This window comes from Cyanobium sp. NIVA-CYA 375 (assembly GCF_056108345.1).
In genome coordinates, this window is the sequence record NZ_JBSYHW010000366.1 from 1 (window position 1) to 629 (window position 629).

Sequence of the window (629 nt, forward strand, 5' to 3'; positions counted from 1 at the left end):
ATCGCGGGCTGCGCCGGCGGGCGGCGCGGCGGTGGGCGGGGCAGCGGGGTGCAAGGGGGCCGAAACGGTGGGCGGCTGGCCTGCGCACCTTAGCAGAGCCCCCGCCAGCCAGCCAGCCGGCGGCAGCGCGTGGGCGGGGGCGGCGGCAGTGGTGGTGGCAGGCGACATGGTGCGGGCGGTCGGGGCGTTGTCCGGTGTACGCGGCCGGGCACGCGCTGGATGTGCGCCGCGCAGGCGCCCGGCGGCGCCGGCTTGCATCCAGGCATCGCGGGCCTTCGCAAACCCGGCACCCCCCCACGGGCCACCCCCACCCTCTGAAGGAGACACCGCCATGAACCCCGTCGAGACCGTGCAGCAGATCTACGCCGCCTTCGGGCGCGGCGACATCCCGTGCATCCTGGCGCAACTGGCCGACGACGTGGACTGGGAGCACGACAACGTGGCACCGGTGCCCTGGCTGCAGCCGCTGAAGGGGCGCGCCCAGGTGCCGCGTTTCTTCGATGTGCTGATGACGAATGTGGAGATCACCGAGTTCGTGCCGACCTTCTTCGGCGCGCAGGGCGACACGGTCGTGAGCCTAGTGAACCTGAAGTTCACGGTGCGCACCACCGGCCGGCAGGTGGTCGAAC

The 629-nt window shown here is 72.8% G+C and carries 1 protein-coding gene; it reads left to right on the forward strand.

Going from position 1 to position 629, the window contains the following annotated elements:
• Window positions 1-331: 331 nt before the first annotated feature.
• On the forward strand, window positions 332-629 hold a 298-nt coding region (locus tag AC01FP_RS18620), incomplete at its 3' end, for a nuclear transport factor 2 family protein (protein WP_474482378.1).